The following is a 12253-nucleotide window of genomic DNA, read 5'->3' as shown; positions in this document are numbered from 1 at the left end:
GCGAAATGCCGACGGCTATTATGGCTGGGAGGAGAACGCTCCTTTCGACAAGATCATCGTCACCTGTGGCATCGACCACATCCCGCCGCCTCTCCTGAAACAACTCAAGCCCGGCGGCATGATGGTAATCCCCATCGGCCCGCCGGGTGCGCAACATGTTCTGAAAGTCGTTAAGCAGCAGGAGGCCGATGGCAGCTTCCATGTGGCACGCTCCGACATCTATGGCGGCGGCATCATCAATTTCGTCCCCTTCACCAAGCTTGAAGGTGAAACGATCAAGGGTACGCACAGCAACTAAATCGTCTTCGCCGAGAGCGCGATTTGCGATCCTTTGGGTGACAGGAAGATTGCCGACAGCGCTGCGATAGCGAGGGTCGCCAGGCTGGCGCGGCCGGGACGGAGCGCAATCCAGAGCAGGCTGCCAAGCAACCACAGGCCAAGCGGAACAAGGAGGAGATTTTCTGGCAGGAGCACGTAGAGGCTTGCGAGCGTGACAAGTCCTCCAAGACCCGCACCAGCCAGATCGGCGAAATAGACTCTGGCGAAATGCGCGCGCCTTCAGAAAGACACACCCCAGGAATAGCGCGCCCGCGGTGAATGGCAGCAGGTAAAGCACCAGATTGCCGTATAGGCGCCATTTCTGGGCCGAGTCTGCTACCTTACAGTTTCAAGGCAATTTTGCGGCAAATGCGATTACTGACAATTCTCTCCTTTTGCGCTCTCGCTACGTTTACACGTGTGTAGCGGCAAAAATGAATAGCCATTCATCTTTATTCCATAGTGAAATCACCTAACTGCGACAGCACTGGCAGACTCTAATCAGCATATAATTCGATGATGATACTTAGTTAGGCGTACGGATGACCCCGTAGCGCGGCCCGCGTTAGTAGGTAGCGTTTCCTCGCATCCGCCGGCTCCTAAATGCGAGTGCGCGATATTGGAGATAGAATTTTTAAAGAACAAGGTCCGTTCTGTGTTTCCGGTGCACCGTTTTCGCCAGGTCAATCGCGTTAATATTACCTCGGTGCTGGTGCTCTGTTTGGCTGTCTTTATCTTTCTTTTGGTGCCGCCGGCCGTTCGTAAGGTAACCGTTAACGACACACGATTGGGACCAGTCACCATCGCTGTGCCGCGAAGCACGGAGACTTCAGGATTTGCAATCATTCTCGCCGCCGACCCACGGGCGGTGGGTGCTCGGCGTATGCGAGCCTCTCTGCTTTCGCGAAACCTTTCCGTGGCTGTGCTGCCGGTAGACGCCGTACTCTCCTCGCTCGAAACGTCATCGAATGCGCCATGCGTCTATCTGGCCGGTCTTCTCGAAACCTTCTCGCAGGCAGGGCAAAAGGCGGTCGGGGACAGTCACTATCATTGGCCAGTGGTGATCGGGCTCGGTACGGGCAGTGGACTTGCCTATATTGCGGCCGCCCAGTCCCCTCCGAATACTATCGGCCCAACCGTCAGTGTCGGTTTCAAGGCAGAGTATGCCACACACGAGCCGTTCTGTGCCGGCGCGCCCTTCACAGCTATGCCAGTCGGCTTTCGTTATAGCGCGCTACCGAGATCCCCGCCGAACTGGTTGGCGTTTGGAAATAGCGGCCAGTCAGCTCAAATTCGCGAGTTCGCACCCAACTCAACCGTAATCGGACTTTCGGATAGCGGGGGCGCATCGGACCAGGCCGAGATGATTGCCGATATGACTGTCCAGGCCTTGTCCGCGGACGCAAGCGGACAGGATCAAATTCCAGTCGAGGAACTTCCAGCGGTCAGCGCCCGGACGCTAGTGATCTTCTATTCGGGGGATGGCGGTTGGCGTGACATTGACAAGAAGATCTCTGAATATCTCAACCTCAACGGCGTCGCCGTCCTTGGCGTCGATAGCTTGCGCTATTTCTGGCAGCAAAAGTCACCTGGAAAGGTCGGTTCCGATCTCGAGAAACTGATCGCGACCTACAGGACCAAATGGGGTGTGAAACGCGTGGCGCTGGTAGGCTTTTCAATCGGTGCCGGCGTCCTGCCCTTCGCCTGGAACACCATATCCCATTCAACTCAGAACAATGTCGATCTGATCGCGATGCTGAGTCTCGATCCCAAGGCAAGCTTCCAGATCTCTGTCTCCGGCTATCTCGGCTGGCAGTCCGCCAGCGATATGGCGGTCGGACCTGCTGCAGCTTCTCTGCCGCATGAGAAGGTCCTGTGCTTCTACGGCGCAGACGAAAAGCAGGCCGGCGAAAGCGGTTGCCTGCTTAAGGTCATGCGGGGCGCAACGCTCATTGAGCGGCCAGGCGGCCACCATTTCGACGGCAATTATATTCCGATCGCCCAGGCAATCCTCCGTCGCCTATCGAAGTAGATCCACCCCAGCCACAAGTGTAACCGCCTGCTCCAACCCTCGAGGAAGGTGATAACAATGCGCAAAACCGCGAACTCTCGCCCGCCCAGGCCTTCCCGCGTAGGGATGATGGTGATGTCCTATTTGACGCTTACTGGAGCGGCCCTCGGAGCGGTCCTGTTGTGCGCCGGCTCCTACGCAGGCAGCGCGTATCTCCGTGGCAACCTGCATGAGGTGGTGGCCAGTGAGGCCTATCGGTCGGCGCAACTCAGCGATTCCCAGTTGAGCTATTACGCTACGGCCCATGTACTAAAATCGATCATCAATCTAAGGGGTGCCAACCCTTATGCCGCTTGGTATAAGCGAGAGATAGTTGCAGCCAAAGAGCTTGGAATCGCACATTATGACTTCAAAATGTCGGCCAATCGCTTGTTGCCCACCGACACGGCCGACGAGCTGATCAAGCGCATGCATGACGCGCCCAAGCCGTTACTCATACATTGCCAGGCGGAAGCTGATCGCAGTGGGCTGGCAGCTGCGATCTATCTTCGCAGATTACACGGAGCTGACGAGGAGGATGCAGAAGATCAGCTATCGATCATGTATGGTCATTTCGGCATTCCCTACCTGTCAGGTACCTATGCGATGGAAGTGAGCTGGGAGCAGGTAGAGGAGAAGAGCTGAAGGGTTGGCGCTTGTCTGAAAGGTGAGGCGGCGCTGCAGGGAGAACCACGACGATGGCGGGCAATGCTGGCCGTTTCACGGCCCTAATCCCCGACGCCCCCATAGCCAAAGAGAGAAGGCGTAGAGAAAGGCGGGCGCAATTATTTGGATGGCATCGAATTCGTCGACCATTCCAAGGTCGAAGAGAAACATCGCCACACTCAGCGTGATGCTCAAAAGGCCGATGGTAAAAGCCGGCTGGACGAGGTGTTCGCGGGTCTTGCTCATCGCAACAGTCCAGACATTGGCGGATGCAAATTCGCTTAGAATTTGCAACAAGGAAAGACCATGGCCACCCCGCATGAAGAGCGGCCACGCCGTTTTTTCTAGATGCTGTATTCCTTCAGGGTGGCATCGAGTTTGCTTAGCGCAACGGCCGCGTCGGTGGCCTGGGGATTGGGCTGGCGTAGCGCGGCCAGAGCTTCGTCGATCGCAGTGTCGATATATGTCCAGGTAGCCTTGTTCTTGGGCTTGAGCGTCGTTTCGGCTTTATCCCAGGCCGTTTCGAGGTCCTTGATCCTCGTACGCGCCGCCTTTAGGTCGCCCTTGTTGACGGCGGCAAGTGTGTCCGCAACGATGGTTTGAAAGGACGCCAAATTCCCGAGGGAAGCAGCGGCCGCCGGCTGCTTTGCGAAGGCAGGGGTTCCTGTTATCGCCGCAACAGGCATGACAGATACAGTCAGCGAGAGGGCAAGCACACTACCGAATTTTTCGATTCTCTTCCGCATTCTTCAAACTCTGATCAAATGAAAAAATGATGGTGAATGATCTCGACCGTTAGGGTGTCATCGGGATGCCGGCCTTTGCCAATGCCTCGGCAATCGCCTTATGACAAGTCGCGTCGTCGTCCTTTTTCATGGCCGCCACAGACACGGTCGTTGCTTTATCGAGTGCCGCCTTGGCCTCTGGCGTGAGGCCCGGTTTATTCAAGGCCTGCTCCAGCTGCAACATGTCGCTTTCGCAATCGGCATAGGCCAGGCTCGTTGTATAGGCCAGGGCGACGGCCAGGGTGGCGGTCATCTTGAGAGCATATTTCATCGGTGATCCTTTCATCGACGGTTCATGGAGATGGGGGCGGCCGAAGTCACTCAACGGCGCTCGGAGCGATGCGGTCGGCCTTGCTGACAGTCAGGTAGAGGACGACGGCGAGGATGACCGCTAGGAACATGACGCTGGTCGTGACGGTACCAAGTCCGAGGCCATCTGCGATCACCGGTTTGGCCAGCCAGTCACCAATAGAGGCACCCAGAGGACGCGTTAGGATATAGGCGACCCAGAAGCAGAAGACCGCGTTAAGCCTCAGCCCGTAATAAAGAGCGCCGACCGCTGCAATGGAGAGGGCGAAGACGATGGCAGCCTGAAGGTAACCCAGATCAATGGACTCGGCGAGCAAGTCGCCCACTGACGTGCCCATGGCAAAGGTGAAGAGGATAGCCAGCCAATAGAACCGCTCACGCCGGCTGGTCACAATGGTGTGGATGGAGAGCGTCTTCTCGACCGAGTACCAGGCCGCGAACACGATCGCCAGAAAGATGCTGAAGGCAATCGATGTGGTGACGAGACTTATTCCAAACCCGTCCACCAAGTTGTCGGAAACCAAAGTTCCGACGATGCTGATAAGTACGACGGTCAGCCAATAAAGCGTCGGGACGTAGCGCCTCGCGCGCAGCTGGAATACCAGCACAACCGCAAATAAGACAGACATCACGACAGACGTTACCGTAAGTCCCATGTTCATTCGGACGGCGAGAAGATCCGCTGCCGTTTCACCAACTGTCGTCGCCATGATCTTAATAATCCAGAAGTATAGCGTTACTTCCGGAACTTTGTTCAACATTTCAGAGGCTGACGAAACTCTGCTCTGATCCATCTTGTAATGTTCCATGCAATCCTGGCTACTCGGAGAGGCCTGATTAGTTCGAGGATCGTAGGAAGCGTTTATTAGATGTTAGTTAGAGCGAAAGGTGGTGGTCCCTGGCACCGTCGTTTCTTGAACGTCTGCGCGTGAAAAGTAGAGGCTGCAGCAGAGGCCTCGGGTGTCCGTTCGGTTGCGAAGCTCGATCATCATGCCATTGCGATCCGAGATCGATTTGCAAATCGCTAATCCCAGTCCGGCTCCTTCGATCTCCTGTCCGGAAGCGCGAAAGAAGCGCTCGAAGACGCGGCCGATGAGATGGGGAGGAATGCCCGGCCCGGTGTCGCAAATCGTCAGAAGGCCGCAACCATTGTCGTCGGCAACTTTCACATCGATACGACCACCGGGAGTGGTATATTTCACGGCATTGTCGAGGATGTTTGAGATCACAGTCTTGATGTCGCCGATGGTCGCGGTCGCTCGCGCAGCCTCATCCAAGGACTCGACCAAACGAATATTCTTGCTGTCGGCTATAGGTGCTAAGACTACAATGCACTCTCGAACGATCGCCGCAAGACGGATTTCTCTGCGCGGGTCGCTCTTCGAACCGCTATCGAGACGCGCCAGTTTGAGCAGTTGGTCCACGACATTTGATGCGCGGCGGATGCCGGCTTCGACATCGCCGACGCGCTCGTCGATTTCCTTCCGACCGATTGCCCCGCGGATGTTGCCAGCTTGAAGGGAAAGGGCTGTCAGCGGCGTTCTCAACTCGTGAGCGGCATCCGAAAGGAAACGACGCTGCCGATCAACAGCATTGTACAGACGGGCGACGAGATCATTCACCGCCTCGACCAATGGAGCGATTTCGATGGGAACGCCTGCAAGAGAGATGGGCACACGGTCATTCTCGTTGCGCTTGGTGACGGAATGAGTGATCCGGTCGAGGCGGCGGATCATCCGGTCGACCAGGAAGCCGAGCACCAGCCAGGACAGAGGTAGCAGTATGGCGATGGGTGCCGCGGTGCGTAGCGCGGCATTTGCGGCCAGTTCTTTTCTCACGGCGATGCGTTGCGAGATCTGCACGATCCGCAGCGAGGAAATGTCGGTATAGGTCCGCCAGCCCTCGGCGCCGAACTCATGAGTCGAAAAGCCCTTCTTCGGCTCGCGCGGAATCGTGAGCCCTGTGTCGGATGTACCCATCGCGGTGCCAGACGCATCCCAGACTTGGACGAGGAAGTCGTCCTCCGGATCATAGTCGCTGTCGTGGGGAGGTGAGAGTGCGGGAGGTGGGTTGTCGCCCACATAGCGAGCTATTTGCTTGAGCTGCTGGTCGAGGAGCTCGTCAGTCTCGTCGATTGCGGTAAGGTATGCGGCTGCTGCCCCTCCGAGACCTACGAGCAGCAGGAGCACAAAGATCCACAGGAACGCAACTTTGCGAATAGAGGTCAAGGGGATGCCTTGTCGATACGCCAGCCCAATCCGCGCACGTTCTGGATGATGTCCTTGCCGAACTTGCGTCGGATATAGTGGATCAGCACGTCGACGGCATTGCTTTCGACTTCCTCGCCCCAACCATAAACTTGCTCTTCCAACTGCGCGCGAGAGAGAATGCCGCCCGGACGCCGCATTAAGGCTTCGAAGACTGAAAACTCCTTCGCGGAAAGCTGTTGGGTTTCACCCCGATAGGTCGCCTCGCGATTATGCAGGTTGAGAGACAGGTCTCCGATCGCCATGGTGGCGGTGAGGTCGTTCGACGGGCGGCGCCGGGCAGCGACGCGCATGCGGGCAAGCAGTTCCTTCATTTCGAAGGGTTTGACGATATAGTCGTCGGCGCCGGAATCGAGACCCGCCACACGCTCATCAAGGCCATCCCGCGCTGTGATGATGAGAACCGGCACGCTTTGCTTGCGCGCGCGAATTCCGCTTAGCAACGTTAGGCCGTCCCTTCCCGGGAGGCCAATATCCAGCAGGACGAGTGCATACTCGTGGTTGGCGAGAGCCTCCTCGCCATCGTCGGCATTGCGGACCAAATCAGCCGCCAGAGCGGCCTGCCGCAATGCGATAAGAAGAGCCGGACCGATCATCGGATCGTCTTCGACCACCAGAATTCGCATGAGAGCATTCAGCCAAAGTGACGCGTAATGCGAGCAAAGCCTCTGCGGGAACATCGCAATTCAGAATTAGCGGGGAATGAGAGGCACGCCGTCACAATCGTGTTCCGACCCTAATCGGCTCCTAATTTCCGGGCTACAGCATCACTTGCAGGACGCCCGGCCTAAGACATTAGCCGGGGTGCTATTTTCAAGTGAGAGTTCTATGATTCTATTTGGAAGCTGCATGTGCCGGTCTGTGCATTATCGGCTTTCAGGCTATACACCGAATGATCGAAGTGGTCTTGAGCTCTACTATATCTGCTGCGTGGCCGAGCTTCGTTCCGATCGGTTGCACTGGCGAGCAGGAGAGGAGCATTTGTCATCCTTTGAGTCGCAGGATGGGCGCGACCTATATTATTGCTCATTGTGTGGCACGCAGAAGCTGTCTCGCGAGATTGACGGGCACCGTCTATGGCTTCGCCTGTTCACAATCGACAACCCGGCGGATTCATTTCCTTTGATTTCTCAGATCGATCGCACTCCATACACCAACTAACTGGGATCACATTTTCCATGCCGGTTGAGCAGATGGAGCCTGCAATCGTTCCTATAAATCTCTCGCTTGGATACTTCGGTACTGCTCGGCTGATGGCCACCGCGTCTGCCTGCATCCTCTTCAATCTGAGGTCGCAGCCGCACTCGATGTTACGGAAGTCTTGCGACGGCCGGAGATTGTCACCTGCTTCGGGCTCCACGGTGAAAATGAAACCGAACTGGACACAGAATCTCATCCAGTCAAGGCGAATATGGCTTGAGTTTGCCCGAGGCCTTCACTCAAGATTATCGGCCAGAAATTGCTGGCTAATATTGTTGTTTCGAGGAGGTGTAGAATGCCTATCGGTACGGTGAAGTGGTTCAATTCGACTAAGGGCTTTGGGTTCATACAGCCCGACAGCGGTGGGGGCGATGTGTTTGTCCACATCAGCGCTGTCGAGCGAGCCGGGCTGCGCGATTTGCGGGAAGGCCAAAAGATCTCCTACGAGCTTGTAGCCGACCGGCGGACAGGCAAATCGTCAGCAGACAATCTCAAGCCGAGTTGAAAGCAGGTGACCGGCGGCAAGGCCTGGCCCAAAGCCAAAATGCGCCTCGCAGGGTAGTACGCTCTGCCAGCACCCCTGGCCGGAGATGGAAGCTGGCGAAGCCGATGCCACCACAGGGCTGTCGGGCCAGTTTGAAGTAGGCCTTCCGTTTTGGCGTAGTCTGGAGCCTCTTGCCTAAGTCAACCCTGAGCGCTGCGTCTCTACTGGCCGCCCGGGACTTGTCAGCAACCAAGCCAGAGCCAAGGAACCTGTATCAAATCACGCCGACGTCGTCTTTAGCAGGCCTTTTGCCCGCTTGGCGTACTCGATCAGCAGCCGCGCGCTCTTTGCCTCCTCCTGGAAATCGGCAAGGTTCGCCAGGTCCTTCACCAGGTTCACGCAGTCCCAGGAGTACGGTTCACCCACAGGGCGCAGATCGACCTCGAGCTTCTCACCTTGCTCTTCCGACTCCAGGAAGCAGCTCTGGTCGCCCTCAACCATGAAATCTTCGTCGATCTCGTAGCCGACCTCCGAAGGGTCGAGCGCCCCGGCCTTCTTGATCGCATCCTCGTCGGAGAGGGCAGTGATCGTGGTGTAACCGGCGACGCGGGCCGTCACTATCGCGCGAACCGTGTATTTCTTCGGCGCGGGAGCTTCAGGAGCTGCGTCTTCCTCCACCAGGTCGAGATCACCGGCAAGCGACGCCTCGGCCTTTTGGAGCTTCCCGCGGGAATCCCTGTAGTACACGGAGGCGGCGGCCAGGGTCTTCTCAAGGAGCTTGCGCGCCGCCGCCTCACTGGTTGCTTCGACGCGCAGGGCGGCGAACAGCTTGGCGTCGAAAAGGTATTCCTTCATCATTCCGTCTCCTCGACTGGGCCGTCGAGCCAGCACGTGGCGAATGCGGCCGAGGTGAAGGGGTCGCCTGATTGAGCTTGTAGTCATCCTCCAACGGAATGGAGAGGCGCTCACATTCGAAGCTGTCCATCTTGCCTCCGGTCACTTCAGCATTGGCTGCGGTGACGTCGATTATGCCGCTGAGGTCAAAGTCACATGGGGATTTGGGCATAGGTCGTTATTCAAGTTCGTGCCGGTGCCCGGAGACGCCGACACAGAGGAAGGGGGGTGGTTACGCCACGAGGAGAGCGTGGAGCTTGCTTGCGAACTCGGAGTCGGTCGTGACCGCCAGGCTTGAGCCTGAGCGATTGGCGATCTTCAGCACTAGGAGCAACTGCATGGTCTGCCCCGCTTGGCTAATCGCCATGCCTTGAGGGTAGTCCTCAGCGTTGAGATCCGCGACCAGATCTAGGGGGGTCATAGGCCTTTCGCTTTCAGAACGTTGTAGGCGTTGATGACGAGGGTCGAAGGCGTGCAGCCCGCGGCGAGAGCGGTGATCACGTTCTTGAACGTCACGGCCACCTTCTTCAGGGTCGGGCGCGTGCCGATCACGGACGCCTCGTTCACTTCGAGGTCGGCCGGGGCTTCGTCCGGTGACAGCACGAAGGCTTCGGCGGCGAACGTGGACAGTTCGCCGTGAACAGGCGGGCCGAACGCAGCCTTGCGCTCCTTAGGTGTATTGGGCGGCTTAGCGGCCGTATCGTCGCAAGCCTCGACCTTTTCTTGCTGGCCGCCGATCGTCTCGATCGCGTCGGTCTCGTCAGGTTCACCGCCTTGGAGATCGGCGAGCGTGAGGTCGAGATCGGCGTCTGCGATTGCGGCGTCCCAGGGGATCATTCCAGCATAGTTGTCCATGTCAGGGGTCTCCGATGTTGTGTGACTATCTTGCAAACCGCCGCGCTTTCGAGGCTCTGAGAAAACGCGCAAGCAGATCCGGACTTAGCTGGGGGAATAAACGTCCTGCGCGAAAACCTATGCGCGAATTATTTGATGATGGTTAGGTGCGAGGGGCGGTCCTTGGGCTGGGGAGCGTTTTGTATTTGAGCGGTGAGTAAGGGCGCTGCGGATGGAGCTGCACCGCGAAGGCGGCACCTCGCTGGGCCTGGCAGCGGACCACCATCCACTCCCTAGGCTCCAATGCCAGTAGCACTATCCAGACTGCCTGGGCCGTGCCTTTTTCGGTAGAAGAACTCCCGTACCCAATGCAGGCGGAGGGGTTCATACCAGGTCGTGGAACTTGATCTTGAGATACCGGCGCCTTTGCCTCCACGCGGGGCTGGCTCAAAACCCTGCTCACCGAGAATGGCGGCACCACGCTGTTTTTACTGGGCTGCACGTGCGGGCCGAACGGGCGCATCGATGCCATCGCCGCGTCGAGCGGTGCGCCGACCGATGCCTGGAGCTATGGCTTTGACAATTCCGGCAACCTGACCGCCAAGTCCGCTGTTGCGGCCTATACCTACCCGGCGCAGGGCCCCACCGTCGTCCGCCCACATGCGGTCGAGGCGGCAGGCTACCTACCCCGAGAAAAATTGGAGAGAGCGCTTCAGCGCGACCGAAGTCCTGTTCATACGGTATTAAAGCTTCAAAATTAGCGGCGGATGATGGCTAAAAAAATAACTTAAGTATCTGTTGTATAAAGAGAAAATGGATGCATATCTTCGTGACTTCCACTGCTGGAACGCTCTGGCGGTGCAATGAGATGAGGAGTTGAAACATGCGTACCATCAAGTTTCTGATTGCAGGAGCTACATTGATTGCTGCGGCGGGCGTTGCCAGTGCTGCGAGTGTCTCCGGCAAAATCACGAAGATTGATCCAAAAACTGATGCGATCACCTTGAGCGACGGCAAGGTGTTTACGCTTCCAGAAGGCATAGAAGCAGAGACCCTCAAAGTAGGGGAAACGGTCGATGTCACTTATTCCGGAACGGGCCCTCGGCTGAGGGCTTCCAAGATCCACGTCGTGAAGTAGTGCCGGCGGTGTTGTCAGACTAACCCTAAGTTGTCTCTGCCAGATGCACGGAGGTCAGACCGAAGCTCGGTTTAGGCTGCGACGGTCCGCCACTCGGCCAGGGGGGCCGAGCGTCTCTGTTTGTGGATTTGTTGGCTGACGAGGTGGCGCTCTGAATTAAAATGGTTGTGGATCTGACCATGGACGGCAGCGAATTTTTGCAGCGTCTTCGTCCTGCGGAATTTGAGCATCGCTGTTTCTCGTCGTCGAAACGGCTGGTGGGAATTCTCGGCCCGATTGTTCTTCCACTGGCCCACTTCCCGGCGTTTGCGGTTGCCGCTCTCCCGCATGGCCGCACCGTAGGAGCGCAAGCCGTCGGTGACGATGATCTCGGGACGGCCGTAGCGCTTCATGGCTTTCTTGAGGAACTTCAAGGCACCTGCTTTGTCCCGCGTCTTACTGACGTAGAACTCCAACACCTCGCCCTCGTGATCGACGGCCCGCCAAAGATAGTGGAGCTCGCCGTTGACCTTCACGAAAACCTCATCGACGTGCCAGCGCCAGCGGCTGAAATTTCCAGCCCTCACCCTCCTTTTGCGGATTTGGCCGGCGAACAACGGACCGAAGCGGTTCCACCAAAACCTCACCGTCTCATGGCAGATGTCGATGCCCCGTTCATGCAGCAGATCCTCCACATTCCTCAATGACAAGGGGTAGCGAACGTACATCATTACCGCGAGGCGGATCACCTCCGGCGACGAATTGAAATAGCGAAACAGATTGGGTTTGGGGCGCGACATCCTCGCTCCCTACCTTACCCCTCCACCTTCGGCAATTTGCTCTGACAGAGCCCCTCAATGCGCAATGCTGGCCAGCGCCTTTTCGCGAACGAGATCGGCCTGCACCATCATGCTCGCGAGTTCGCCCACCGTCGTCCGCGGCGTCCAGTCAAGGATGCGTCCGGCCTTGGCGGGACTGCCGAGCAGCATGTCCACCTCGGACGGACGACGCAAGGCTGGATCGATCTGAACGATCGTGCGCCCCGTTTCCCGGCAGCGGCCCACTTCGTCGTCGCCGCTGCCCGCCCAATCGAGATGGATATCGGCGGCCGCGAAGGCCTGGGTGGCGAAGTCGCGCACCTTGGTGGTCACGCCGGTGGCGAGCACGAAGGTGTTGGGCTCCTCCGCCTGCAGCATGCGCCACATGCCGTCGACGAACTCGCCCGCGAAGCCCCAATCGCGCCTGGCGTCGAGATTGCCCAGCGTGATGCTCGGCTGCAGGCCGAGACGGATGCGGGCCGCGCCGATGCTGATCTTGCGCGTCACGAAT

Annotated in this window: 16 protein-coding genes; 5 read left to right on the top strand and 11 right to left on the bottom strand. The window is 57.7% G+C overall.

From position 1 onward, the window contains the following. From QQL24_RS36215 to QQL24_RS36205, 3 genes are all read left to right on the top strand, one after another. Positions 1–298, top strand: a 298-nt coding sequence (locus QQL24_RS36215) for a protein-L-isoaspartate O-methyltransferase family protein (protein ID WP_431310721.1), incomplete at its 5' end; no start/stop codon positions are given. Between the two features lie 639 nt (positions 299–937). Next, positions 938–2350, top strand: a complete 1413-nt coding sequence (locus tag QQL24_RS36210) for an AcvB/VirJ family lysyl-phosphatidylglycerol hydrolase (protein WP_284317186.1) — start codon at positions 938–940, stop codon at positions 2348–2350. A 114-nt stretch (positions 2351–2464) separates the two neighbouring features. Continuing rightward, entirely contained in the window at positions 2465–3013 is a 549-nt protein-coding gene (locus tag QQL24_RS36205) for a protein-tyrosine phosphatase family protein (protein WP_284317185.1), read from the top strand. A 75-nt stretch (positions 3014–3088) separates the two neighbouring features. Here the strand turns inward: QQL24_RS36205 and QQL24_RS36200 are convergent, their stop codons facing one another. The 6 genes from QQL24_RS36200 to QQL24_RS36175 form a co-directional block, all read right to left on the bottom strand. Continuing rightward, positions 3089–3280 carry a hypothetical protein gene (locus QQL24_RS36200; RefSeq protein ID WP_284317184.1) on the bottom strand — a complete coding sequence of 64 codons (192 nt, stop codon included), beginning with the start codon at positions 3278–3280 and terminating at the stop codon, positions 3089–3091. A 98-nt stretch (positions 3281–3378) separates the two neighbouring features. Then, complete coding sequence (locus QQL24_RS36195) at positions 3379–3780, bottom strand: hypothetical protein (RefSeq protein WP_284317183.1); 402 nt, start codon at positions 3778–3780, stop codon at positions 3379–3381. Between the two features lie 49 nt (positions 3781–3829). Further along, positions 3830–4090 carry a hypothetical protein gene (locus tag QQL24_RS36190; RefSeq protein ID WP_284317182.1) on the bottom strand — a complete coding sequence of 87 codons (261 nt, stop codon included), beginning with the start codon at positions 4088–4090 and terminating at the stop codon, positions 3830–3832. A 46-nt stretch (positions 4091–4136) separates the two neighbouring features. Continuing rightward, positions 4137–4937: a COG4705 family protein gene (locus tag QQL24_RS36185; RefSeq protein WP_284317181.1), complete on the bottom strand. Its 801-nt coding sequence runs from the start codon at positions 4935–4937 to the stop codon at positions 4137–4139. 63 nt (positions 4938–5000) lie between these two features. After that, positions 5001–6356 carry an ATP-binding protein gene (locus tag QQL24_RS36180; protein WP_284317180.1) on the bottom strand — a complete coding sequence of 452 codons (1356 nt, stop codon included), beginning with the start codon at positions 6354–6356 and terminating at the stop codon, positions 5001–5003. Beyond that, positions 6353–7021 carry a response regulator gene (locus tag QQL24_RS36175; protein ID WP_284317179.1) on the bottom strand — a complete coding sequence of 223 codons (669 nt, stop codon included), beginning with the start codon at positions 7019–7021 and terminating at the stop codon, positions 6353–6355. Before QQL24_RS36175 ends, QQL24_RS36180 begins: the two co-directional genes overlap by 4 nt. 869 nt (positions 7022–7890) lie before the next feature. On the opposite strand from QQL24_RS36175, the gene QQL24_RS36170 reads away from it, so the two are divergent. Continuing rightward, entirely contained in the window at positions 7891–8100 is a 210-nt protein-coding gene (locus QQL24_RS36170) for a cold-shock protein (RefSeq protein ID WP_284317178.1), read from the top strand. Positions 8101–8358: 258 nt separating this feature from the next. Here QQL24_RS36170 and QQL24_RS36165 read toward each other — a convergent pair whose 3' ends face one another. The 3 genes from QQL24_RS36165 to QQL24_RS36155 form a co-directional block, all read right to left on the bottom strand. Next, the gene (locus tag QQL24_RS36165) at positions 8359–8937 is read right to left on the bottom strand and encodes a hypothetical protein (RefSeq protein ID WP_284317177.1); all 579 of its coding nucleotides are present in this window, start codon (positions 8935–8937) and stop codon (positions 8359–8361) included. Between the two features lie 268 nt (positions 8938–9205). Next, positions 9206–9394: a hypothetical protein gene (locus QQL24_RS36160; RefSeq protein ID WP_284317176.1), complete on the bottom strand. Its 189-nt coding sequence runs from the start codon at positions 9392–9394 to the stop codon at positions 9206–9208. Continuing rightward, positions 9391–9828 (bottom strand): hypothetical protein, encoded by a 438-nt coding sequence (locus QQL24_RS36155; protein ID WP_284317175.1) that lies wholly within the window; start codon positions 9826–9828, stop codon positions 9391–9393. Before QQL24_RS36155 ends, QQL24_RS36160 begins: the two co-directional genes overlap by 4 nt. A gap of 862 nt (positions 9829–10690) precedes the next feature. On the opposite strand from QQL24_RS36155, the gene QQL24_RS36150 reads away from it, so the two are divergent. After that, positions 10691–10945 (top strand): DUF1344 domain-containing protein, encoded by a 255-nt coding sequence (locus QQL24_RS36150; RefSeq protein WP_284317174.1) that lies wholly within the window; start codon positions 10691–10693, stop codon positions 10943–10945. 71 nt (positions 10946–11016) lie between these two features. Here the strand turns inward: QQL24_RS36150 and QQL24_RS36145 are convergent, their stop codons facing one another. After that, positions 11017–11724, bottom strand: a complete 708-nt coding sequence (locus QQL24_RS36145) for an IS6 family transposase (protein WP_284317173.1) — start codon at positions 11722–11724, stop codon at positions 11017–11019. A 54-nt stretch (positions 11725–11778) separates the two neighbouring features. Then, positions 11779–12253, bottom strand: a 475-nt coding sequence (locus QQL24_RS36140) for a GDP-mannose 4,6-dehydratase (protein ID WP_284317172.1), incomplete at its 5' end; no start/stop codon positions are given.

The sequence above is a fragment of the Labrys miyagiensis genome (genome assembly GCF_030160835.1).
In the GTDB taxonomy this organism is placed as follows: Bacteria; Pseudomonadota; Alphaproteobacteria; order Rhizobiales; family Labraceae; genus Labrys; species Labrys miyagiensis.
This window is presented reverse-complemented; position numbering and strand designations above follow the sequence as displayed.

Excerpts from the sequence above, each read along its gene's own strand:
- QQL24_RS36205 (WP_284317185.1), top strand. The coding sequence starts at position 2,465 with ATGTCCTATTTGACGCTTACTGGAGCGGCCCTCGGAGCGGTCCTGTTG.
- QQL24_RS36200 (WP_284317184.1), bottom strand. The coding sequence starts at position 3,280 with ATGAGCAAGACCCGCGAACACCTCGTCCAGCCGGCTTTTACCATCGGC.
- QQL24_RS36195 (WP_284317183.1), bottom strand. The coding sequence starts at position 3,780 with ATGCGGAAGAGAATCGAAAAATTCGGTAGTGTGCTTGCCCTCTCGCTG.
- QQL24_RS36190 (WP_284317182.1), bottom strand. The coding sequence starts at position 4,090 with ATGAAATATGCTCTCAAGATGACCGCCACCCTGGCCGTCGCCCTGGCC.
- QQL24_RS36185 (WP_284317181.1), bottom strand. The coding sequence starts at position 4,937 with ATGGAACATTACAAGATGGATCAGAGCAGAGTTTCGTCAGCCTCTGAA.
- QQL24_RS36175 (WP_284317179.1), bottom strand. The coding sequence starts at position 7,021 with ATGCGAATTCTGGTGGTCGAAGACGATCCGATGATCGGTCCGGCTCTT.
- QQL24_RS36170 (WP_284317178.1), top strand. The coding sequence starts at position 7,891 with ATGCCTATCGGTACGGTGAAGTGGTTCAATTCGACTAAGGGCTTTGGG.
- QQL24_RS36165 (WP_284317177.1), bottom strand. The coding sequence starts at position 8,937 with ATGATGAAGGAATACCTTTTCGACGCCAAGCTGTTCGCCGCCCTGCGC.
- QQL24_RS36160 (WP_284317176.1), bottom strand. The coding sequence starts at position 9,394 with ATGACCCCCCTAGATCTGGTCGCGGATCTCAACGCTGAGGACTACCCT.
- QQL24_RS36155 (WP_284317175.1), bottom strand. The coding sequence starts at position 9,828 with ATGGACAACTATGCTGGAATGATCCCCTGGGACGCCGCAATCGCAGAC.
- QQL24_RS36150 (WP_284317174.1), top strand. The coding sequence starts at position 10,691 with ATGCGTACCATCAAGTTTCTGATTGCAGGAGCTACATTGATTGCTGCG.
- QQL24_RS36145 (WP_284317173.1), bottom strand. The coding sequence starts at position 11,724 with ATGTCGCGCCCCAAACCCAATCTGTTTCGCTATTTCAATTCGTCGCCG.